This is a genomic window from Schaalia odontolytica, assembly GCF_031191545.1.
Classification (GTDB): Bacteria; Actinomycetota; Actinomycetes; order Actinomycetales; family Actinomycetaceae; genus Pauljensenia; species Pauljensenia odontolytica.
This window is the reverse complement of sequence record NZ_CP133472.1, coordinates 2,259,851-2,281,860: the sequence shown is the minus strand read 5'-3', so window position 1 is coordinate 2,281,860 and position 22,010 is coordinate 2,259,851. Positions and strand designations below refer to the sequence as shown.

17 protein-coding genes are annotated in these 22,010 nt (G+C 64.7%); 1 reads left to right on the top strand and 16 read right to left on the bottom strand.

The genetic code is table 11. From position 1 onward, the window contains the following. Positions 1-88 precede the first annotated feature (88 nt). The 11 genes from rpsD to aspS all read right to left on the bottom strand — a co-directional run bounded on the left by rpsD (position 89) and on the right by aspS (position 12,773). Positions 89-712, bottom strand: coding sequence for a 30S ribosomal protein S4 (rpsD, locus tag RDV55_RS09720; protein WP_007590432.1), 624 nt, complete (start codon positions 710-712; stop codon positions 89-91). 119 nt (positions 713-831) lie between these two features. Beyond that, entirely contained in the window at positions 832-2,175 is a 1,344-nt protein-coding gene (locus tag RDV55_RS09715; RefSeq protein ID WP_309187930.1) for a replication-associated recombination protein A, read from the bottom strand. A gap of 10 nt (positions 2,176-2,185) precedes the next feature. Next, the gene (locus tag RDV55_RS09710; protein WP_174703834.1) at positions 2,186-3,490 is read right to left on the bottom strand and encodes a type IV secretion protein Rhs; all 1,305 of its coding nucleotides are present in this window, start codon (positions 3,488-3,490) and stop codon (positions 2,186-2,188) included. Between the two features lie 219 nt (positions 3,491-3,709). Continuing rightward, positions 3,710-4,804, bottom strand: a complete 1,095-nt coding sequence (locus RDV55_RS09705) for a hypothetical protein (RefSeq protein WP_111824175.1) — start codon at positions 4,802-4,804, stop codon at positions 3,710-3,712. 289 nt (positions 4,805-5,093) lie between these two features. After that, on the bottom strand, positions 5,094-5,888 hold the full coding sequence (locus RDV55_RS09700; RefSeq protein ID WP_111824174.1) for an ABC transporter ATP-binding protein: 795 nt from the start codon (positions 5,886-5,888) through the stop codon (positions 5,094-5,096). Then, positions 5,885-6,934, bottom strand: a complete 1,050-nt coding sequence (locus RDV55_RS09695) for a FecCD family ABC transporter permease (protein WP_111824173.1) — start codon at positions 6,932-6,934, stop codon at positions 5,885-5,887. The genes RDV55_RS09700 and RDV55_RS09695 overlap by 4 nt, the downstream gene beginning before the upstream one ends. Beyond that, positions 6,931-7,926: a FecCD family ABC transporter permease gene (locus RDV55_RS09690; protein ID WP_111824172.1), complete on the bottom strand. Its 996-nt coding sequence runs from the start codon at positions 7,924-7,926 to the stop codon at positions 6,931-6,933. The genes RDV55_RS09695 and RDV55_RS09690 overlap by 4 nt, the downstream gene beginning before the upstream one ends. Before the next feature lie 35 nt (positions 7,927-7,961). Then, positions 7,962-8,999, bottom strand: coding sequence for an ABC transporter substrate-binding protein (locus tag RDV55_RS09685; RefSeq protein ID WP_111824171.1), 1,038 nt, complete (start codon positions 8,997-8,999; stop codon positions 7,962-7,964). A 90-nt stretch (positions 9,000-9,089) separates the two neighbouring features. Continuing rightward, positions 9,090-10,130 carry an enterochelin esterase domain-containing protein gene (locus RDV55_RS09680; protein WP_245907750.1) on the bottom strand — a complete coding sequence of 347 codons (1,041 nt, stop codon included), beginning with the start codon at positions 10,128-10,130 and terminating at the stop codon, positions 9,090-9,092. A 145-nt stretch (positions 10,131-10,275) separates the two neighbouring features. After that, complete coding sequence (locus RDV55_RS09675; RefSeq protein WP_111824169.1) at positions 10,276-10,893, bottom strand: L-threonylcarbamoyladenylate synthase; 618 nt, start codon at positions 10,891-10,893, stop codon at positions 10,276-10,278. 74 nt (positions 10,894-10,967) lie between these two features. After that, positions 10,968-12,773 carry an aspartate--tRNA ligase gene (gene aspS / locus RDV55_RS09670; protein ID WP_174703832.1) on the bottom strand — a complete coding sequence of 602 codons (1,806 nt, stop codon included), beginning with the start codon at positions 12,771-12,773 and terminating at the stop codon, positions 10,968-10,970. Positions 12,774-12,875: 102 nt separating this feature from the next. Here aspS and RDV55_RS09665 point away from each other — a divergent pair, with 102 nt between their 5' ends. Further along, the gene (locus tag RDV55_RS09665; RefSeq protein ID WP_174703831.1) at positions 12,876-14,285 is read left to right on the top strand and encodes an MFS transporter; all 1,410 of its coding nucleotides are present in this window, start codon (positions 12,876-12,878) and stop codon (positions 14,283-14,285) included. On the opposite strand, the gene RDV55_RS09660 is transcribed toward RDV55_RS09665, so the two are convergent. The 5 genes from RDV55_RS09660 to RDV55_RS09640 all read right to left on the bottom strand — a co-directional run bounded on the left by RDV55_RS09660 (position 14,273) and on the right by RDV55_RS09640 (position 22,010). Then, positions 14,273-16,435, bottom strand: coding sequence for a DEAD/DEAH box helicase (locus RDV55_RS09660; protein WP_111824167.1), 2,163 nt, complete (start codon positions 16,433-16,435; stop codon positions 14,273-14,275). The two genes, RDV55_RS09665 and RDV55_RS09660, sit on opposite strands and share 13 nt — an antisense overlap. 229 nt (positions 16,436-16,664) lie before the next feature. After that, a complete protein-coding gene (locus RDV55_RS09655) occupies positions 16,665-18,254 on the bottom strand; it encodes a GTPase (protein WP_111824166.1) in 1,590 nt (529 codons plus the stop codon). Further along, complete coding sequence (locus RDV55_RS09650) at positions 18,251-19,906, bottom strand: dynamin family protein (RefSeq protein WP_111824165.1); 1,656 nt, start codon at positions 19,904-19,906, stop codon at positions 18,251-18,253. Before RDV55_RS09650 ends, RDV55_RS09655 begins: the two co-directional genes overlap by 4 nt. Next, positions 19,907-21,259: a histidine--tRNA ligase gene (gene hisS, locus RDV55_RS09645; protein WP_111824164.1), complete on the bottom strand. Its 1,353-nt coding sequence runs from the start codon at positions 21,257-21,259 to the stop codon at positions 19,907-19,909. 31 nt (positions 21,260-21,290) lie between these two features. Next, a complete protein-coding gene (locus RDV55_RS09640; RefSeq protein WP_111824163.1) occupies positions 21,291-22,010 on the bottom strand; it encodes an MBL fold metallo-hydrolase in 720 nt (239 codons plus the stop codon).

The window sequence follows — 22,010 nt, the reverse complement described above, 5'->3', positions numbered from 1 at the left end:
GGCACATCGGCACGCGAAAGCGGACAGTGGGATACATGAAAAAACTGCGCCCCCGAGCCGAAGCTCGAGGGCGCAGGAAAGACGGGTGTCAGCGCGAGTAGTGCTCGACGACCATCTGGACGTCGACGGTCACGGGGACCTCGGCGCGCTTCGGGCGACGAACGAGGGTCGCCTTCAGGCGCGACAGCTCAACGTCCAGGTACTCGGGGACGGCGGGCAGAACGTCGCGGTGGATGCCCTCAGCGGCGATCTCGAAGGGAACCGTCGTCTGCGACTTGGGCTTGACCTGCAGGGTCTGGCCGGGCTTCACGCGGAACGAGGGGCGGTCGACGATCTTGCCGTCAACGAGGATGTGACGGTGAACGACGAACTGACGCGCCTGCTGAATGGTACGGGCAAAGCCGGCGCGCAGGACGAGGGCGTCAAGACGCATCTCGAGCAGCTCCACCAGGTTCTCACCGGTCAGGCCGGCGGTGCGGCGGGCCTCTTCGAAGGCGCGGCGCAGCTGCGACTCGCGGATGCCGTACTGGGCGCGCAGACGCTGCTTCTCCTTCAGACGAACGGCGTAGTCGGAGTCCTGGCGACGGCGGGTGCGGCCGTGCTCACCGGGGCCGTAGGGACGCTTCTCGAAGTAGCGAACGGCCTTGGGGGTCAGGGCCAGGCCGAGGGCGCGGGACTCGCGCACCTGCTTGCGGGAACGATTCGTTGCCATTTTTCTTCTTCCTGTTTCTCATGTCATGCCGGGGAACCCGACATGGGGCCAACTCCTGGATCGATTCGATCCGTCGGCTAGGGCCCCAGGTGCCCGCCGGTGCGGGCAGCTGTCCTATCCTAGCGTCTTCTCAGCAGATTGCGAATCACACCGAGCCGCTTCGTGAGCATCGCCTCATGTCCATTCTCCGTCGGCTCGTAGTACTGCGAGCCTTCTAGGTCATCGGGCAGGTACTGCTGAGCGGCGACGTGGTGCGGGTGATCATGCGCGTAGAGGTAGCCATCGCCGTGCCCCAAAGACTTGGCACCAACGTAGTGCGCATCGCGCAAATGCTCGGGTACCGCTGCCCCACGCCCTGCGCGCACATCGGCAATGGCACGGTCGATTGCCAGGTAGGTCGCGTTCGACTTTGGCGCGGTTGCGACGGCAACGACGGCTTGAGCCAAAAGCAGGCGCGCTTCCGGCATACCGATCAGAGCGACCCCCTGGGCGACGCTGACACAGGTGCTCAGCACTTCGGGGGCGGCCATGCCAACGTCCTCGGAGGCGGCGATCATGATGCGCCGGGCGATGTAGCGCGGGTCCTCCCCGGCCTCAATCATGCGTGCGAGATAGTGAATAGACGCATCCACATCCGATCCGCGCATCGACTTGATGAAAGCACTAGCGACATCGTAATGCTGGTCCTTGCCCCATCGAACGAGGGCTTGGTTGGCCGCGGCCTCGACACTCTCCACGGAGATCTCGCCGGACCCGACCTCACTTGCAACTCCGGCGGCCGCCTCGAGAAGGGTCAGCGATTTGCGCGCATCCGAGCCCGCCAGACGCACGAGGCCAGCCACGGCCTCAGCACTGATTGAGAAACGATTACCCAGGCCGCGCTCGTCCAATAGTGCCCGCCGGATCAAGCCCTCAATCGAATCGGGATCGAGCGGACGCAGCGTGAGTAGCAGAGAGCGCGACAGCAAAGGCGATATTACCGAGAACGACGGGTTCTCAGTCGTTGCGGCGACGAGCACGACCCACCGATTCTCGACCGCGGGCAGGAGCGAGTCCTGCTGCGACTTGGAGAATCGATGCACCTCATCGACGAACAGAATGGTCTCTTCTCCCCCGCCGGCGAGCGTGCGACGCGCATCGTCGACGACGCGTCGAACGTCGCTCACGCCGGAGGACACAGCCGACAGCTCGACAAAGCGGCGGCCAGACGCGCGCGCGATCAAGTAAGCGAGCGTCGTCTTACCCGTACCCGGCGGCCCCCACAGCACGACGGAGGAAACCGCAACGCCGTTGGACCCTCCGGTCGACAGCAAGCGCCGTAGCGGTGCCCCCTCCCCCAGGAGATGAGACTGACCGACAACCTCATCAAGGCTCGAAGGGCGCATACGAACGGCGAGGGGCGCACCCGCGTTATAAGCAGGCACGCCCGACTCGTCGATAGATTCAGAATCAAACAGATCCATGAAACACAGCTTAGGACAAAGTGACTCCACTAGAGGAGGAGGCGATCTTTGGACCGGAGAGAACCTGAACGACCACCAGTCCGCCAAGGATCAACATGCAGGCACCGGCACCGAGAAGGTAGCCATTGAGACCTTCCGACTCGTTTCCCGCGACGGAGGAGGAGAGCCTCTCTGCATGCAGCTTCACATCGCCGGACGCGTCGACCGAAGAGCCGACACCGGCTGCGGCCACCGTGGAAGCAACCTTAAAGTCGGCCCAACCAACCAATTCGTGCTGGCGGTTGGCCACGACGACCTTGTAGTCTCCCATCGGCAGGCCCGTCACGTCCATGGACACCTGATTGGAGTCCTCCACCTGAAGCCAGCGGGCCTCACGTGTCTGCATGATGTTCGCACTAACCCATTCGCCAGCAACAGCCTTGTCCGAGGGGACGTTGATCGTCAGCTGCCCGCCGGTGAAAGCAGCACTGACGCCACCCTTGTTCGCGTCCGTCAGCTGAGAGACGTCGGTGATGGGCGACACCGGGGCACCGAAAGGCTGCGAAGCTGCAGGGGATGCGCTTGCGGAAGGGGTGGGAGTAGGCGTTGCGGACGGCGTGGGCGTCGGGCGCACAGCGGGGAGCTCCGGATCGTCGGGCTGGGGGGCGGCTGAGTCGTCAACGGTAGGCACGGGAGCGGGCTCGGGCACAGGATCTGCCGTCGGTTCGGGAGCGGGCGCAGGATCGGCCGTCGGTTCGGGAGCGGGCGCAGGATCTGCCGTCGGTTCGGGAGCGGGTGCAGGATCTGCCGTCGGTTCGGGAGCGGGCGCAGGATCGGCCGTCGGCGGCTCAGTCGGCGAAGGATCGTCGACATTGTCGTCGTCTGCGTTGTCGCTAGTGGGTTCGTAAACGCGCACGGTGTAGGTCACCGGGTCGCCCTCGATGAGCGAACGACCTTCCTCGAACATCAGCACGGTCACAGTGTGAATCGTACCGGGTTCCCAGGTGATGCCCTCAACATTGTTCTTACCGTTGGGGACAGGAACGGTCAGCGTGTAGTTACTCGGGCTGGCGGCAACCCAAATGCCATCGGCGGCCACTGCCTCCGTTTCACCGTTGCGAATGTAGGTCGGCTTCTCGATGGGCGTCACGCGCCCCGAATCGAGCATCACACCCCAATAGCCGGTTTCGCCGTACATCTCCTCGAAGGACGAACCGTGCTCGATCGTGACGGTGAACGACGTGTTCGGGACGGGAATTGCATCATCATTGCCGTCCGCTCGAGCAGAAAATCCGGGGATCGCAAGCGCAATGGCAGCGAACAGGCTCAGGCCCATCAGGAGGCTCATCAAGCGGCTACGCCCCGCAAGCCCGCGCGCGGCAAGGGCAGAAGTAGCCCGTGCGTGCTGCATACCGTTCTCCTTATAGTTACTCAACCCTCAGAAGCAATTGTTCTGGAACTAGAGTAACAGGCGTGACGCGTGAATGCTAAATTCCAACGCACACCGATCGGTTAATGCACGTTATCTCAACTCATCGGCACGGATGCGAAGCAATCAGCGCATCAAGCCGTGCGAACGACGAACGATACTGACCGTCACGATCGCACCGAGGAGCACCAGAAGGCCACCACCCGCGACGACCCAACCATACAGACGCGACTCCTGCTCATGCGCAGCCTGATTCGACGCCTGCTGCTCAGAATGCGCCTTGGGACCAATCTGCGACGCAGAGACACTCTGCTGCGCCGAAGACGTGGAAGGCTCCGGCGTCGGGTCCGCACCGGAGTCCGATCCAGCTACAGACGAGGAGGAAGAAGCTGAAGCGGAGGCCCCACCGGCGGAAGATGAGCTCGTCGAAGCGGAAGGCGAAGCGTCCGGGGAAGCCGCATCGCTCGCCGCCGGCGTCGGAGAAGTCCGGGCCTGAACGCCTACCGGAGGAACCGGCTGCGACGTAGACACGGGCGGCTCACCATTGATCGAGGGGGAGGCATCGTCGGCGACAACGTCAGAGGGAACCACAGGCAGGCTATCGGTTGCGGAGTCAGCCGTTGGAGCTACGGTATCGTCGGCGACCGGATCAGCAGCATCGGCGCTCGATCCGTCGGTCGGCTTGAGCGTACAGGAACGAGCCTCGGCCGTAGCCCCAACGATCGAGACCTCAACCTGGACGTAGTTACCTGTCACACCGTCACCGATCATCACCTGATGCGACGAGCCAATAGCCCACGCGGCGGGCAGGTCAAAGTCGATCGAAAACACTCCCTCAGCGTCAACCTTAGCCGCAGCCCATGCAGACTTGTTACGCTCCACCGAGGCCGGCACCCAGGACGGGAGCGCGACACCGTCGGGACGGACCTCCTGACCGTCGTCGAGCGTCACGACAACGAAACCAAGCGCGTCGCCGGTAGAAGCACCCCAGCCGGAGCCCTCAACATGAAGCGGCGCCCCGACGGGAACGTTCGACGACACAACGATCGACGCACCCGCTTCGGACGCGGTCAAACATTGCGCGGCGACGTCACCGATTCCATCCACGCTGTAGGCCGGAGCGACCGAAACAAACATTGCACCAACAACGGAGGCAGAGGCGGTCAGCGCAAGCAGGGACATGCGCAGTCCCCTGCCCTGTGAGCGCATCCGTGTTGTCATGCGTATTAGTTTCCTTCTGTCTGGGATAGTCTCAACCGATCGGCACCGTCATGCGCAGAACGTTCATGTCAGTGTTTCAGTAACTACTCGATACAAGCAGAATACTATTGCCTTACCCCAAAGATGTAATTGCAAGCAACAAGCAAACTCGCGGAACGTTCGCTCAATTCCAGGTTTCACCCGGTTTTATAGGGCCATACCTCGAAGAACGTGACGCATATTATCGAACAATCGTGGCAGCTGATGACCCTCCGGTCAGCATTTGAGATATTCACGAACACATCGCCCATCACCGCCGCGGGATAACGAGCGGGGCACCCGTTTCGGGATCATCGATAATCCGACATGGGACGGCAAAGACTTGCTCCACGAGCTCAGGCGTGACCACCCGACCAGGCTCGCCCTGCGCGAGGACCCGCCCATCCTTCATGAACACGAGGTGCGTGGCATATCGGAACGCCAGATGCAGGTCGTGCAACACGGCGACGACCGTCGTGCCTGCACGCTGCAGGCGCTCCGCCAGGCGCAACACCTCGAGTTGATGATTCAGATCCAGGTAGGTCGTTGGCTCATCCAACAGCAGAATCTCAGTAGACTGAGCCAGCGCCATCGCTATCCATACGCGCTGGCGCTGCCCACCAGAAAGCTCCCCAACGCGACGCCCCGCCAAAGGCGCGACCCCTGCGTCTTCCATCGCTCGCGCCACGGCCTCGTCATCCTCACGACTCCACTGACGCAGGAGTGACTGGTAGGGGTACCGCCCACGTGCTACTAAGTCCTCAACGAGCATGTCGCCCGGAGCGACGGACGACTGGGCGAGTAGGCCAAGTCGGCGCGCAAGCGCCTTCTGGTTGATGTTCGCGACGCTACGCCCATCGAGTTCCACCACACCAGAGCGCACATCAAGGACACGCGCCAGCGAACGCAGAAGCGTCGATTTCCCGCACGCATTGGGGCCGACAATGACCGTGAGTTCCCCAGCGAGCACGTCCAGGGATAATCCTTCCAGAATCGGATCGTTTTTCCCATAGCCGACGACGATGTCCCGAGCACTAAGCCCCTGCCTCGTAACGATCTCAGTCACGATCTCACCTCACGAATCAACAACCACAGAAGGTACAGGCCTCCGACGACGCCGGTCACGACGCCGACAGGGAGCTCAGCGGGAGCCACAAGCCTTTGAGCGCAGATATCAGAGACCAGCACGAGCACAGCGCCAACGAGGGCGGAGGAGGCAAATCCGACTCCCCCAGCCGCGCACAGCCGATGCGCGACGTGCGGAGCCGCCAGAGCAACGAAGGCGACTGGCCCAGCGACCGCAGTCGCGGACGCAACAAGCAAAATGGCGACGACAATGAGGAGCACGCGGGTCTGACGCACTCTGACGCCAAGCCCTGTCGCGATGTCATCGCCCATCGCGACAAGTCCGAGGGGAACCGCACAGACGGCACACACCGCAACGACACCGGCGATCACGATCAGCAGAGGCGTCAGACGCTCGATGGTGACGCCCGAGAATGAGCCAGCGCTCCACAGCTGCGCACGCTGGGCCGCCTCCAGAGGCGCCTTGACGATGAGCAGCGAATTGACCGCCCGCAAGGCCGCCGAACATCCGATTCCCACGAGGACGACGCGGATTCCCGTCACTCGCATGCCTCCCGCGCACGCGAGGATGAACGCGCCCGAGGCGAGTCCACCGAGCAAGGCACCGATTCCTGTGACGGCGGGGCTCGAGCCCATAAGAATGATGGCAATCAGAGCGCCGGTCGCGCACCCCGTGGACAGGCCCACGATGTCGGGGCTACCGAGCGGATTGCCCGAGATTGTCTGGAAGATGCGCCCCGCGATTCCGAGTGCCGCGCCAACAGCCACCGCCGCGAGCATACGCGGCAGGCGCACGGACTGGACGAAGTAGACGCCCAAAAAGTCATCCCGAGGCCCACCGTCTCCGAGGAGACGACGGAATGAATCGGCGGCGCTGAGCCCGTAGTCACCGAGAGTGAGCGAATAGACCGCCAATGCACACAGAAGAGCGAATCCGATGAGCACGACGGCGGCGCTGCGCCGGTGCACACGCACCGACACGCGACGCAGCGAGACAATTGTGTAGCGCGACGGAGCTGGCCTCATGACATGCCCTTTCCGCGCGACCCTATGATAAAGAACGGCGCACCGATCAAAGCGACGATAACGCCAACGGGAACCTCGGAAGGCGCCAGCACAAGGCGCGAGACAACATCGGCAGCGCACACCCACGCGGCACCGACGATCAGCGACCACAGTGCAATCGTCCCCTGCCGAGCACCCACAACGCGTCGCACCAAGAGCGGAACCGCGAGACCCACAAAGGTTAGCGGCCCACCAAGCGCCGTCGCCCCGCCAGCCAGGGCCGTGACGGCCACGACGCCGAGACTGCGAATGAGGCGCACACGCACACCGAGGCTCACCGCGGTGTCCTCACCGATAGCGAGGACCCCAAGAGCCGAGGAGATCAGGGCAGCAACCACGCCGCCGCATGCGATGACTGCCCCGGCGGCAGCCACGGAGCCCATGTCGACGCCCTCTAATGATCCCGACGCCCAATATCGGAATTCGTTAAACGCAAACTGATTCGCCGCGAGGACCGCCTGGGTCAGCGATGCGAGCGCAGCCGATACGGCAATGCCCGCCAGGGCGAGGCGTGATCGAGAGCCTCCCCCGCTCCCCGACATAGCGAAGACGAGACCAGCCGCGACCCCCGCACCGATGAGAGAAGCGCCCAGCGTCGACGTGCGAGTGGCGACGCCACTCGCAGCGGTGATGGTCACGACGAGAAAGGCCGCCCCTGCGTTGATGCCGAGTACACCGGGATCCGCAAGAGGATTACGAGTCATCGCCTGCATGATCGAACCTGCCAACCCCAGTGCCCCGCCAATGACGAGCGCGGCGAGCGTACGGGGAACACGCAGTTGTGTGACCACCTGGGCGTCCTGACTGCTTCCCCCGTTCACGAGAGCGTCCCACACTACTTCGGGAGCGATCTGGCGCGAGCCCAGAGCGAGAGACGCGAGCGTCACGAGGACAAGCACCAGCGTCGCCACTGCACAAGCAATGGCGACGCTGGTGATGCGACGGGTAGTCATGTTAGGTCATCAACCCGGGGTGCCCTGTTACGAGCTCAGGAAGCCGGGACGAACTGGGCCTCGATGCTCGAGACGATGCCGTCCATGAGGAGGTAACCGCCAGTCGAGGTCCACAGGGAGCCGTCGACGGGGATCACGTGATTCGCCTTCACGGCGCCGAGGGAATCGAAGCCGACGGTGGCCTTCGCCTCTTCCAAGGCGGCGGCCGAGGCATCGACCCCCGTGTTACCACCGGCGGAGGGGTTGTTCACCGAGGCCTTACCGAGCGTGCCGAAGAAGATCCAGTCCGCGTCGATCTGGTCGATGTTCTCGAGGGAGACCGGCTCCGAGTGGCCTTCACCATCGCGGTCCTGGTTTGCGGGGCGCTTCATGCCGAGCGCGGAGAGGGCCTGACCGGCGGGCAGCTCCTTGAGGATGAGGCCAGCGCTGTCACCCTGCCAACGCACGACCGAGTAGGTCTGATCGAGGTAGCCGGCGTCCTTCAGGCGTGCACTCACGGACGCCACATGCTGGTCGAATTCGGCGAGCTTGGCCGCAGCCTGGTCAGCAACGCCGAGCGCATCGGCCGTCAGAGTGAAGGTCTCGCGCCAGTCGCCTCCCTTTTGAGTCGTGAAGAAGACGGGTGCGATCTGGGACAGTGCATTCAGGGTCTCGGTGTCATTGTTCTTCACCGATGTGCCGTCGACGAGGATGAGATCCGGGTGTGCCGCACCGATGGCCTCAAGGTTGGGAGTGCCAATGGAGCCCAGGATCGGGATATCGCCCGCGCGTTCAACGAGATAGTTGGGGACCGTCTGCTGGCCGCGGCCGGAGACGACACCGATCGGGGTCACGCCCAGGGCGAGCGCATTGTCGGTCGTCGGCTCAGAGAGCGTGACGACGCGGCTCGGGTGAGACGGGAGTGTAATGTCCTGGCCGGAGGCATCGGTGACGGTGCGCGTCGCGGAGGTTTCGGAGGTCGCGGAGGCCTCGGGGGACGAGGCCGGGGCGGGCTGGTTGGACGAGCATGCCCCCAGGGCGAGAGCGGTCAGAGCGACGCCGACGATGGCGCGAATTCGCGTCGACAGGTGCACGAGTGCCTCAATTCAGTCGATAGGTTAGCTGGCATAGGTAAGCCTAACCTAAAGACCTGGCTGGGGCTATGGTTGTCTCACTAATGGTCGTCATGGGCGAGCCCACCATTCATCGAGGGCCCGCACAAGACCCTCACGCCACCATGCCACGTCGTGGCCACTGCGATAGTGGTCGACCTCAACGGCTGCTCCCAGGCCCTGCAGGAGCTGCGCGCAGTCATCCACAACGGGTCGCATCGTCTGTTCCAGCGTCCCCACCTGTAGACGTAGGTGCACATCCCTGCGCGGCCTGACGCTCCCGGCGCGAAGGTCGCCCATCAGCGTCCCTTCGCCAACTCCTCGTTGCTCTCCTCCCCACCACAGGGACGGAGACTGGGCGACCGCACAATCGAGGGAAAGATCACTGCGCAGCGCCGCCTCCAACACAGCCAGACCGCCGTAGGACTGGCCCGCGACCATCACAGGCCCCACCCCAGTCTCGTCGCACACTGCCCGTAGCAGCGCCACGACACTGTCCACGTCGGTCAACTCCGCCTCGCGCACGCCCAGATCTCCGGCGTCGATCGTCACGACGCGCAGGCCGGGATAGCGCCGCGTCAACCAGCCAACGCAGTTGCCCCGCCAGATCTCGCCATCGAAGAGGATGAGCGTACACGTCGGATCCGCGTCGCCGTCATGAACGATCACATCATGCTGGCGCGCAACAGAGAGCCGCGCGCTCACATCCGCAGCGATGTTCTGTTCACGCGCCGCACGCATCTCGGGAGCAGACAGATCCTGCGACGGCCACACCACCCGCGCGTCGGGCCCAACAAAGAGTGAGGCTGCGGCACCGCGCCCATTCACGACCCTGAGCGGATTCGACGAATCGGGGCGAGCATCCTTGAGGAATCGGATCCACTCCCCCATGTCCGTACCCACGCTGGGGTCGAGGCCCGACGGCCCGACGATCACCTTCTGGTAGCTGAGGATCGCATCCGCGGGAAGAGCACACACGAGCGCCCGAGCGTCCGACCGCCCAGGCCCTATCGACATGCAAAAGTCGTCGAGGTGCTCGCGCGCCCGATCCGTGATCGTGTTCAGGACGACGTAGCAGTCAGCCGCGGCCTGGGCGCCCCATTGGAAAGTCACGCGAACAGCGTCGACCCCATCAATGACAAGGCGCGGTCCGACGATCGGGAGCCCGTCGGCATAACGATAAATTCCGTCTGACGCCTCCCAGCGCAGCCGACAAAAACCGGTGCGCGAAAAAGACGTCTGCTCGAAGGCCACGCGCTCAGTCGAAGAGCGAGACGTCGCCGGCGCCCACGCGCGCAACAACGGCGTCCCCGCCGGCGAAGTCGATGACCGTGGTCGGCTCGGCTACGCCTACCGGCCCCACGACGACGAGGTCGACCAGGTGGCCGATGCGGTCGTCGACATCGAAACCGTCAGTCAGAGGCTCGTCCTCGCCCGGCATGATGAGCGTCGAGCAGGCCAGGGGTTCGCCCAGGGCCTCCACGATCGCCTGCGTGATGACGTGATCGGGGATGCGCACGCCCACCGTGTGCTTCTTCTTGTTCAGCATGATGCGCGGGACCTCCTTGGTCCCCCGCAGGATGAACGTGTAGGGTCCGGGGGTGAGCGCCTTCATGGTGCGGAACTCGTGATTATCGATGATGACGAGCTCGCCGAGCTGCGCAAACGAGTGGCACAGCAGCGAGAAGTTGTGCTTGTCATCGAGCTTGCGGATCGAGCGGATCGTGTCCATACCCGCCTTGTTACCTGCCTTCGTGGCGATCGCGTAGCCGGAGTCGGTGGGCAAGGCGATCGTGCCACCGCGCTCGAGCAGGTCAACGACCGTGTTGACCAAACGTGCCTGCGGATTCTCGGGGTGCATCTCGACGTACGACATGTACCCATTGTGCACGAAACCCCCACCGGTCGGTAACCGATGGGGGTTCCGTGGACAAGGTCACGGCGAAGGAATCACTTCTCGGATTCCTCGGAGGCCTCCTCGCCGCGCTTCTTCGGCTTCGCGTCGACGCCGGCTTCCTTACGCTGCGCGGGCGTAATCGGGGCCGGGGCCTCGGTCAGCGGATCGAAACCGCCGCCGGACTTCGGGAAGGCGATGACGTCGCGGATGGAATCGGACTTCGTCAGCAGCGAGACGATGCGGTCCCAACCGAAGGCAACGCCGCCGTGCGGCGGGGCGCCGTACTTGAAGGCGTCCAGCAGGAAGCCGAACTGCGTCTGCGCTTCCTCCTCGCCGATACCCATCACGTTGAACACCCGGTTCTGGATGTCTCGACGGTGGATACGGATGGAGCCGCCGCCGATCTCGTTGCCATTGCAGACGATGTCGTAGGCGTAGGCCAGCGCGTTTCCCGGATCCTTATCGAAGGAGTCAACCCATTCTGGCTTGGGCGAGGTGAAGGCGTGATGGACGGCCGTCCATGCGCTATGGCCCAGCGCGACGTCACCCTCGGCCTCGGCGTCGCCGGTGGGCTTAAAGAGCGGCGCGTCGACAACCCAGGTGAAGGCCCAGGCATCGGGATCGATGAGGTCGCAGCGCTTGCCGATCTCGAGGCGAGCAGCGCCGAGCAGCTCACGCGAGGGGGTAGGCTTGCCGGCAGCGAAGAAGATGCAGTCGCCGGGATCGGCGCCGGTGGCTGCTGCCAGCCCCTCGCGCTCGGCCTCGGTGATGTTCTTGGCGACGGGGCCGCCCAGCGTGCCATCCTCGGCAACCGTGACGTAGGCCAGGCCCTTGGCACCGCGCGCCTTGGCCCATTCCTGCCACTTGTCGAAGGTGCGGCGCGGCTGCGAGCCGCCACCGGGCATGACGACGGCACCCACGTAGGGAGCCTGGAACACACGGAAGGTCGTGTCCTTGAAGTACTCGGTCAGATCGGTCAGCTCCAGACCAAAACGCAGGTCGGGCTTGTCGGAGCCGAAGCGCTCCATGGCGTCCTTGTAGGTCATGCGCGGGATCGGCGTGGACAGGTCGTAGCCGATGAGGGCCCACACGTTCTTCAGGACGTCCTCGGCCACCTCGATGACGTCATCCTGGTCCACGAAGCTCATCTCGATGTCGAGCTGGGTGAACTCGGGCTGACGGTCGGCGCGGAAGTCCTCGTCGCGGTAGCAGCGCGCGATCTGGAAGTAGCGTTCCATGCCGGCCACCATGAGCAGCTGCTTGAAGAGCTGGGGCGACTGGGGCAGGGCATACCAGGAGCCGGGCGACAGTCGGGCGGGGACGATGAAGTCGCGCGCGCCCTCGGGGGTCGAACGGGTCAGGGTCGGGGTCTCGATCTCGACGAAGTCGCGGGCGTAGAGCGCCTCACGGGCGGCACGGGAGACCTTCGATCGCAGGCGGATCGCGTACTGCTCGGGCTCACGACGCAGGTCGAGGTAGCGGTACTTCAGGCGTGTTTCCTCACCCACGTTGCCGGAATCTTCAGCATTGGAGGAGACCTGGAAGGGCAGGGGCGCGCTGGTATTGAGGATTTCAATGTCATCGCCCATGACCTCGATGGCGCCGGTAGCCAGGTGGGGGTTCTCGTTGCCCTCGGGGCGGGCCGCAACCTCGCCTGTGACCTTCAGGACGAACTCGGAGCGCAGCTCGTGAGCGACACGTTCGTCACGGACAACGACCTGGGCGATACCGGAGGCGTCACGAAGATCAATGAAGGCCACGCCACCGTGGTCACGACGACGATCCACCCAACCGGTGAGCGTCACGGTCTGACCGACCAGGTCGGTGCCGAGGGTTCCAATGTTGTGAGTGCGAAGCACTGTGATTCCTTTCGTAGCTACCATCCGCGAGACAGGCGGCGGCAGAGTCATTGTACGCCTGCCTCCCGAAGAGTCACGCCAGCCGCGAGTAGGATAGTCAACATGCCCGCCGATGCATCTTCTTCCTCATCCGCCTCGTGGACGCCCGCCGAAATCGGATTGGCGATCGGTTCCGTCCTCCTGATCACGCTCGTCGCATTCGAGGAGCTGGCAGCCACGACGATCATGCCCACGGTCGTCGCGTCCTACGATGCAGCCTCCTGGTATCCGATCGCTGCAGGCTCTGCGATGGCGGCGCAGCTGTGCGCGACGGTGGTCGCCGGGGCCCTGGCGGATTGGAAGGGGCCGCGCATCGTCCTTTTTGTCGGCATGCTGCTCTTCGCAGTGGGGCTCGTCATCTCAGCCGTGGGGCCCAACGTCGTCGTCTTTGTCGCGGGGCGCGCGATGCAGGGACTCGGAGGAGGCCTGCTCATCGTCCCTCTCTACGTCCTCATCGGTTCGGTTGCATCCCCGCGCCACCGCCCCTCGTTTTTCGCATCTTTCTCGCTGGCCTGGGTGTTGCCTTCCCTTGTCGGCCCCGCAATCGCTGGCCACGTCACGCAGATCTGGGGATGGCGCTACGTGTTCGGAGTCGTTCCAATCTTCATCGTGATCGCCGCCGTGCCGGTGGTCTACGTGCTGCGCTCGGTTCCCGCGAGTAAGGCCAGAAAGGCATCTCGCCTGGCCTCGCTTGCACGCGACGCGATGCTAGCAGGATTGGGCGTCGTTCTCTTGCAACTCGCAGGCGCTCTTCGGGACCCGCTCTCTCAGCTCGGGGTATTCGCCCTCGGAGCTGCGCTCACGGCGTGGGCACTACCCCGCCTCTTGCCACGCGGTACGTTCCGCTCGCGCCCCGGAATGCCCTCGGCGATCCTCGCGCGCTTGTGCGCTATGTCGGCCCAGGTCGGTCTGAGCGTCATGATTCCGCTGGTCCTGCAGCGGGTGCACTCCTGGTCCGAGTCATCCTCCGCCTGGTGGGTCACGCTCGGCTCGCTCACGTGGTCGGTGGGGTCCGTGGCTCAGGCACGTGCGCATGATCCGCTCTGGCGCCGCCGCCTTCCCGTCCTTGGGGGCTCGCTGATGGCAATCGGCGCGATCCCGGTCGGGGCACTCCTGATTCCAGCTATTCCCGGGTGGGTGGCTCTGATCGGCTGGATGCTAGTCGGCCTCGGCATGGGCCTCCTCCACGCTCCCCTATCCGTCATGGCTCTCGAGGTCACGCCCGAAGCCAAGCATGGGCGCGTCGCTTCATGGCTTCAGGTCGCTGATTCCGCAGGCCCAGCTCTCGAGCTTGCTCTCGTGTCGGTGGCCATGAGCGCGTGGGCCGCCACCGCCCGAACGGGCGGGGCGACCTACGCTCCCTATTGGGTGATCGCTGCTGCGCTCGCCATCGTCACGGTCGTCACCGTTCGGCGACTACGTCCATCACCGGAGCACTCCACGGATTCGGCGAGTGCCGCTCAGTCGTCGTAACGACGCTTGCCGAAGTGGCGTCGTCCGCCGTCACGGCCACCATCGCGGTCCCAGCCGCCATCGCGGCCGCCATCGCGCTCACGACGCGTGCGCTTGATGTCCTTCTCCCAGCGTTCGGTACGAACGCTGCGGCGAGGACGCGATCCGTCGCCTTTCTCAAAGCGATGCGGGCGCTTCTCGTCGCGCTCACCGAAGCGGCCCTCCCGATCGCCGTAGCCACCGCGGCCTCGGTTATCGCGATCAAAGTCACGGCGCTCGAAACCACTGCGGTCGCCGTGCGAACGCGCGCCGGGGCCCTCGTCCACGCGGATGCGCAGCTGGCGGCCGGACACGTATCCCTTGGAGATGCGCGACAGCTGTTCACCGGACAGGTCGGCGGTGATGTCCACCAGAGAAAAGGTCGGGTAGATTTCAATGTTGCCAATGTCGCGGCCGTCAATGCCGCCCTCACCGGCAATGGCGCCGACGATGGAACCGGGCTTGACGCGGTCCTTCTTGCCGACCTCGATGCGGTAGCGAATGCCGGCACCGGGAGCCGCACGGCCACCACCACGACGACGAGCACCACTCGCGCCGCCCTTCAGCGGACGATCCTTGTCACGGCCTGCCTCGAAGGAGGCACCGACGAACTCGCCGGACTCGTCCAGCTTCTCCTCGCGGCGGACCTTGCCGTTGCCGCGGCGATCCTTCTCCACGCGCGGTGCCGGGCCCTCGTCGCCGACGGCGGTAGCCATCAGAGCGGCGGCAATGTCCTCGACGGAGATCTCATCGCCCAGGTCGGCGAGCAGGCGCTTGTACATGTCCAGACGGCCTCGCTCGATGCGAGCAGACAGGCCCTCAAGCAGGCGACTGGCGCGGAACTCGGAGACAGCTGCGGGCGAGGGAATCTCGACCTCTTCCATCTCGGTGCCAGTCAGCTTCTCGATGCGGCGCAGACGGCCGTGTTCGCGCGGGGTGAAGAAGGTAAGCGCGCGGCCCTCACGGCCCGCGCGACCCGTACGGCCGATGCGGTGAACGTAGGCTTCCGGCTCACGCGGAACGTCGAAGTTAACGACGAGCGAGATACGTTCAACGTCAAGGCCTCGTGCAGCCACGTCGGTCGCGACCAGCACGTCGAGCGAGCCATTCTTTAGGCGCTCCACCATGCGTTCTCGCTCGGTCTGGGCGACGTCGCCGGAGATACCGGCGGCGCGGAATCCACGCCCCGACAGTTCCAGGGACACCTCTTCGACATCGGCGCGGGTACGCACGAACACAATGGCAGCGTCGGCTGCTTCCTGGCCCTCCTTGATGTGCTGGGCGCGTGTGGCGAGCACGCGTGAGAGCGCACCGATCTTGTGCTTGTAGGGCACGACCGCGTAGGTCTGGTGAATCGTATCGACCGTGGAAGACTCGGTAGAGACCGCGACCTTGACCGGATTCTTCAGGTGCTCTCGGGCAACCTTCTCGATGGCGGCAGGCATCGTAGCGCTGAACAGGGCCGTCAGGCGATCATCCGGGGCGCTCGACGCGATCGTCTCCACATCCTCAGCAAATCCCATGCGCAGCATCTCGTCAGCCTCATCGAGGACCAGCATGCGCACGTTGGACAGGTCCAGGGCACCCTTGTCGATGAGATCGATGACGCGACCCGGCGTGCCGACGACAACCTGGGCTCCGCGCTTGAGGGCACCGATCTGCGGGCCGTAGGGCGAGCCACCGTACACGGGGACGACATCGAGTCGAGCGGTGCGCGCCGCAAAGTCCTCAATCGCCTGGGCGCTCTGCATCGCGAGCTCGCGGGTGGGAGCCAGGACGAGGGCCTGAACGTCGCGTTCATCCGCGTCAACGATCGCCAGCAGCGGCAGGCCAAAGGCAGCGGTCTTGCCGGTGCCCGTCTGGGCGATACCGACGACGTCGCGCAGTTCCAGCAGAGGCGGGATGGCGGCTGCCTGAATAGGTGTGGGAACACGAAATCCCATGTCGGTCACGGCCGCGAGGATCTCCTCGGGCAGACCGAGGCTTGCGAAGGTGACGGTGTCTTCTTCCAGCTCCTCGGCGGATGCTTCGATGTCTGCGCCGGTGTCATCGACGAGGCCGAGGCTCTCATCGGCGTCACCGATGTCGTTACGCTCGTCGCGGGCGTCTTCCATATAGTCCTCAGAGGGCATGGTTGTTCCTTGCATGTTGCATGTGGGTAGCAAAACCATCGGGGTGGGCCTACTCGGCTCCTCGGCGCGGCCTCACCCATAACAACAAATCCCGCGTCCCGCGGGCACCATAACAAGGGGCAGCGCCTCATCGCTACCTTCAGCTTACTCGCCGTATCGGGGGCACGGAGCGCGTGGTCGGCGAACTCACTGTTCTACGAGCTCGACACTGACACAACCGTCACGCCGATCACAAGCGTAGGCGCGCAATAAAGGAGGCGATCGTCACCTGTCGGTTGTCTTCGGCTCGCACCGGCGCGACCACGAGGCGCTCGACCTCGTCGCGGCACAGTCCCCTCAGATCGCGCATGACCGCGCGATGGCGACGCCCAGCGGCCCATCGGCACACGCCCCGGTTAATGCCGGCAAGGAGCACGGTCACCGCGAGTGAGATGCCAACGAGCGCGGTCGGAGCGGGAATCGGACCGAGCGCCGGAACCTCCCAGTCGATCAGCACCGCTCGTCCGAGGTGAACGAGGCCTATCCACGCGGCTCCCACCAGGCAGACCGCCCACGCGAGCAGCTGCACTCCTCCCAGTAAACGACTCGTCGACGGAGCACCCGTCACCACCCGAACGTGCCCACCGACCTCGCGGCGAGCGGCAGCCGGAACGTCTCGCGCACCTTGGAGTGCGCGTTCAACCAAGCGACCCCGCCACGCCGCCGGCCGCCCCTGGGAACGCTCCCCCACCTCGCGGCGCACATCATTGACGAAAGAGGCCTCGTCCGACGAGGACGGCGTCGGCAGCGTCGGTGTCGTCGCGCCTTCGGAGCGAGACTCATCGTCCAGGTGTAGCCGTCGCAACGGATCCACGCCCATCCACGCGATCCATCGCAACGGCAGCCATCCACCCGCACGCTTACCTGCACGCATCGTGGAGCCGGCCACGGCCTCGGCAATGATCGGCGCACCCGCAAGGTCTGCGGCGGCGACGCACAGTTCGGAGGCCAAGCCGTCCGTTTCAATCCCGCGCACCGCGCCTTCCAGACCGACCGCGTCACGAATCAGCAGCGCCGCCTCACGCAGGGCTTGGCGAGCCCTCGCTGCCTGACGCGACACGCGTTCCGCCTCCTTGGAGAGATGCTTGGCGAGGCCAGGCACTCCTTCGCCGGTCGCCGACGACACGCACAGCACCGTCGCGGTGCTCATGCCGCGCGCACAGAGAAGGCGACGCAGATCCCGCTCGATCGATTCTCTCTCGGCCGGGGCAACCGTATCGATGTGCGTGAGCACGACGGTCACCGACGCATGGGAGGAACGAAGACGAGAGAGCCACTCGTCGTGAAGCCGAGCATCCGCATACTTCTGCGGATTGACAACAACCACGAGCGCATCCACGCGAGAGGCGAGGCGATCGGCGATCTCAGCGTGGCTCACCTCAATCGAGTCGATGTCAGGCAGGTCGATGACCACCGTGTCACCGGGCAGAGCCTTCGGTGCTTCCACGCGCCGCGCGACTCCCAGCCACCCGAGGAGCTCACGGGGCGCACGGCCCGCAGGAAGGACCGCACACGCCTCGTTCGTCGTCGGGCGACGGACACCGGCGGTCACGACTTCTGCCCCGCTCAACGCGTTCACCAGCGAGGACTTGCCCGCACCCGTCCCTCCCAGCATGCCGATGACACACCACGTTGGATCGATCTCGCTACGCTCCGAGGTGACGTCGATCAGCTGCTGAACCTGAGACAAGGTTGCGTCATCAATATCTGGGGCCGCCAGCGCGCATATCTCGTTGAGTTCCGAGGCCGCCGATGCGACCGTGCCCTTCGAACGCCTCATGCGAGGACCTCCCGAGCCTCACCCAACGCCTTATCCAGCGCATCCAGGCGTACGCCTTCGTCGGAACGATCTAACAGAGCAAACACGGGTGCCACAACGCCCTGCAGGGACGACAGCGCGCTGCTCTCCAGCGCGTCACGCGCCTGCTGAGCGAGAGAGCGGACGGTACGCTCCCCGAAGAAGGACTCCAGAACCGTCTGCGAGAGTGCAGCCGATGCGCCCGCGACGCCGACCTCGAGGCCTGTCAGCCCACCGGTCATCGCGAACACGCTGACCATCAAAGAGACCGTGACGACGTTGATTCCTCCGGCCAGAAGCCTGCCGCTCACGTGCGAAGACTCGGCCTGCGCACGAATAATTTCAGTGACCTCGGCTGTCCATTCCTGGGCGGTACGCCGCGCGCGCTGCGACGCCTCGTCCGCATCGAGAAGCGGATCCGGCAGCTGATCGCCTCCAAGAACCGGGCGAGCGGCACGGAGAGCCTCATCCCACGCCCGGTGATACTGGTCGGCTAGACGAGCCGCCAAGCCGCCCGTCAGGTCCCGCTGTACCTGAATGTCCGGCGCCGCCTCGCCGCGCAGAGCACCCATCACCCGAGCGCCCAGTCCCGACATGAAACGAGAGATCGTACGCGTCATATCCCACGAACCGAGCACCTCGGCGATACGTGCGCTCACTTCCCCGCGCAGGACGTCGTCGCTTGATGAGGACGCGACCTCCCGCGCGCACGACGCGACGGTCCGCTCAATCCCGTCAATGGCTTGCTTAAACGCGCGATTATGTTCGCGGGCACCGTCGAGAGCGCTGAGCGACTCCCCCAATGACGCCGACACAGCTCCCGCAAGTGAACGGCGAACGATGGCAGCACGCTGCGCGGCATCTTGACCGATCGACTCCAAGAACGAGCCAACGGGAGCCACCGCGTCGATGGGCAAACGGCCTTCGGTGAGGGGTTGCTCATCGATCGTCATGATCGGGACATCGCCCAAGCCTCGGCGCTGCGCGAGCGCTGCGAGGTCGGCGGAAATCTCCTGCGCTGCCCCTGCTGGCACGCGATTGAGGACGATCGCGACTCGCAATCCGCGGCTCGCCGCATCCTCCAGGTGCTTCCAGGCAACGGCATCCGCGTAGCGTGCCGCGCTCGTGACGAACACCCACAGGTCCGCGCCGTCGAGGAGCTCCGCGGCAAGGCGACGGTTGCCATCCTCCACTGAGTCAATGTCCGGTGCGTCCAGGATGCCGACGCCCGACCACAGCGTGTCATCAACCGCAATAGTGATGGCGTCAAGACTCTCTCCGCCCTCGCCGGCGTGCTTAGCCAGACGGGGCAACACCCGATCGGACATGAACCACGCGCGCGACTCCTGCGAGCACACCAGGACGGGCCGACGCGTCGTCGGACGCACCGCCCCGGCACGACTCACATTTCGCCCCAGCAAGGAATTGACGAGAGTCGATTTACCCGACCCCGTCGAACCGCCAACGACGACCAGCAACGGCGCGTCGGCGTCCTCCAGGCGCGGGAGGACGATGTCTTGCAGACGACGCAGCGCGCGTTCAGCGTCACCGCGGCTCCCCTGGGGCATCGCCTCCAGGGACTGCTCAAGGGCGTCCGCCAATGCGCGGGCCGACTCAACCGACGTGAGCGGCACTCAGTCCGTCACCCTCTCGACGGAGGCGACCGCGTCTGAGGCCGGAATCGTCCAGGTCGCCGGATCGGCCTCCACCTGCTCTCCGGTGCGAATGTCCTTGACCGTGTCCGCCGCCCCATCATCACCGGGGAACCAGACGAAGGGAATGCCACGCTTGTCAGCGAACTTGATCTGCTTGCCGAACTTGGCGGCGCTCGGTGCGACGTCCGTTGAAATCCCACGTGCGCGCAGCGCTGCCGCAATCGCCTCGGAACGCTCGCGCTGATCCTCGGTGATGACCGCGACGACGACCGCCGTGGGAACCTTGCGTGACGCCTTGACCATCGGCGCGGAAATCATGCGCGACACGAGGCGCGAGACACCAATTGACAGACCCACGCCCGGGTAGGTGCGCTTGCCGTCCTTCGCGAGAGAGTCATAGCGGCCACCCGAGCAGATCGACCCCAGGTCCTCATGGCCTTCGATCTCGGACTCGTAGACGCTACCCGTGTAGTAGTCGAGGCCGCGCGCGATCTTCAGGTCTGCGACGACGACTCCGGGCATGCGCTTGTTCGCCGTATCAAGCAACTCGGTCAGCTCACGCAGCCCCTCTTCGAGCAGCTCGCCGCTCACACCGAGGTCAGCCAGGCGCTGACGAATCTCAGCCGAGTCACAGGAGCGGACCTGCGCCATACGCAACAGGACGGAGGCCTGATCACCGCTAATGCCGGACTGGGCGAGCTCTACGGCCACGCCCTCCGGTCCGATCTTGTCAATCTTGTCAAGGCCACGCAGGGCACCTTCGACGTCGGTCACACCCAGGGAGTCACACACCCCCTGGACGACCTTGCGGTTATTGACGAGCACGCGAACGGGAGGGATCGGCAGGTTGTTGAGGGCCTCAGCCATCACGAGCGGCAGGTCGACCTCAAAGTGGAAGGGGAGCTCGCCGTTACCGACGACGTCGATGTCCGCCTGCGTGAACTCACGGAAACGACCATCCTGGGGACGCTCACCACGCCAGACTTTCTGGATCTGATAGCGCTTGAAGGGGAAATCCAGTTCGTTGGCATTCTCCACGACGTAACGCGCGAAAGGCACCGTCAGATCGAAGTGCAGCCCCATACCCTTGTCCTTGGGAGCACGCGCCCCCAACTCAGCCGCCTTGAGGGCCTGCAGGCGGTCGAGCACGTAGATCTCCTTGGAGGTTTCGCCCTTCGCCTCCAGCTGTTCCAGGGTCTCGACCGCACGGGTTTCGATACCCGCGAAGCCATGCAATTCAAACACGCGCCGCAGCTCGTCGAGGACGTGCATCTCAATGATGCGCCCCTCGGGGAGCCATTCGGGAAAACCGGACAGGGACGTGCGAACCATGAAGCGTTCTTTCTGTGAGGAAGGTCGGGCGTTAGCCGATACGGCGTGCGCGGATCAAATACTGATTCGAGGTTATCTCATCGCTCAGCGTCGTCGCCGGCCCGTGACCGGGAACAAGGACTGTGCGCGGGTCAAGAGCGTTAGAAATGGTACGCAGCGAGTGACGCATTTGCGTTTCATCACCGCCTGGCAGGTCGGTGCGCCCAACGCTGTCCTTGAAGAGCACGTCCGCGCTCATCGCCCACGGAACCGGCTCGCTCGACGAGTAGAAGGATTGATTGTTCACACGAATGTCCAGAGGGCTCTCACCCAGGAAGACTGCAGATCCTTCCGTGTGGCCAGGAGCCGGGACCATGCGCAACCACAGGCCCGGGACTACCTCGAAGGAATCGCTGGGTGCCTCGCGCAAGTCGGTGGGCTTCACCCAGTCGCCGACGAAGTCCGGCAGCGGCATCGGCAGGAACGAAGCCGGGTCATCCATACGATACATGTCGGGTCCGGGCACGTACACGGGGACGGTGGCACCATCGGGTCCCCACGTGGAGACCTCAGCGGCATCCCAGACGTGGTCGGGGTGCCCGTGAGTGAGCAGCACCGCGCCGACACTCACGCCCTCAAGCCCGAGGACCTCGCGGATCAGGTGCTGAATGCCGGCGGAGGGATCGACAACAAGGGCTGTGCCCGCCCCGGAAGGGACGAGCACAAGCCCATTCGCCGCGTAGAAAGGCGACGGAATCACGTGAAGCCGCAT

Bases quoted from the DNA above. Each gene is read 5' to 3' on its own strand.
- rpsD (WP_007590432.1), bottom strand. From the start codon at position 712: ATGGCAACGAATCGTTCCCGCAAGCAGGTGCGCGAGTCCCGCGCCCTC.
- RDV55_RS09715 (WP_309187930.1), bottom strand. From the start codon at position 2,175: ATGGATCTGTTTGATTCTGAATCTATCGACGAGTCGGGCGTGCCTGCT.
- RDV55_RS09710 (WP_174703834.1), bottom strand. From the start codon at position 3,490: ATGGGCCTGAGCCTGTTCGCTGCCATTGCGCTTGCGATCCCCGGATTT.
- RDV55_RS09705 (WP_111824175.1), bottom strand. From the start codon at position 4,804: ATGACAACACGGATGCGCTCACAGGGCAGGGGACTGCGCATGTCCCTG.
- RDV55_RS09695 (WP_111824173.1), bottom strand. From the start codon at position 6,934: ATGAGGCCAGCTCCGTCGCGCTACACAATTGTCTCGCTGCGTCGCGTG.
- RDV55_RS09690 (WP_111824172.1), bottom strand. From the start codon at position 7,926: ATGACTACCCGTCGCATCACCAGCGTCGCCATTGCTTGTGCAGTGGCG.
- RDV55_RS09675 (WP_111824169.1), bottom strand. From the start codon at position 10,893: ATGTCGTACGTCGAGATGCACCCCGAGAATCCGCAGGCACGTTTGGTC.
- RDV55_RS09665 (WP_174703831.1), top strand. From the start codon at position 12,876: ATGCCCGCCGATGCATCTTCTTCCTCATCCGCCTCGTGGACGCCCGCC.
- RDV55_RS09660 (WP_111824167.1), bottom strand. From the start codon at position 16,435: ATGCCCTCTGAGGACTATATGGAAGACGCCCGCGACGAGCGTAACGAC.
- RDV55_RS09655 (WP_111824166.1), bottom strand. From the start codon at position 18,254: ATGAGGCGTTCGAAGGGCACGGTCGCATCGGCGGCCTCGGAACTCAAC.
- hisS (WP_111824164.1), bottom strand. From the start codon at position 21,259: ATGGTTCGCACGTCCCTGTCCGGTTTTCCCGAATGGCTCCCCGAGGGG.
- RDV55_RS09640 (WP_111824163.1), bottom strand. From the start codon at position 22,010: ATGCGGCTTCACGTGATTCCGTCGCCTTTCTACGCGGCGAATGGGCTT.